Origin of the sequence: Corallococcus praedator, assembly GCF_003612125.1 — a bacterium.
Lineage (GTDB): Bacteria > Myxococcota > Myxococcia > Myxococcales > Myxococcaceae > Corallococcus > Corallococcus praedator.
On sequence record NZ_RAWI01001094.1, the window covers coordinates 1 to 435 of the forward strand.

At 75.2% G+C, this 435-nt stretch carries 1 protein-coding gene; it reads right to left on the reverse strand.

The window, feature by feature from the left end:
• Nucleotides 1-435: Na+/H+ antiporter NhaA (locus tag D7Y13_RS43165; RefSeq protein WP_147452726.1), on the reverse strand; the 435-nt coding region annotated here is incomplete at both ends.

The following is a 435-nucleotide window of genomic DNA, read 5'->3' on the forward strand; positions in this document are numbered from 1 at the left end:
ATAAGAGACAGACCTACCTCCGCCGGGACTGGGGCCGAACAGGGCCGGCGCGTCTTGGCCGGACGGCCTCGTTCGGGGTCGCGCCGGCCCTGTTCGGCCCCAGTCCCGGCGGAGGTAGGTCGCGGCGGCGCCGGAAAAAGGGGCGGGTCGCCGATCGGCGCGCCGCCGAGCATGGCGTCCGGCGGGAACGCCACGCCGGCCACGAACAGCGCCACCGTGAAGCCGATGGCGGCCACGCAGCCCACCACGAGCACGTCGCCCAGCGTCATCCCCGCGGGCAGCGCCAGCCCCAGGACGCGGACGGCGAGCCAGCCGGCGAGCAGGATCCCCACGGGCTTGCCCACCAGCAGCCCGGCGAGGACCAGCCAGGTGGCGGCGTCGGTGGCCCCCAGCACGACCCCCGCGTTGAGCAGGCCGAACAGGAACAGGATCGCC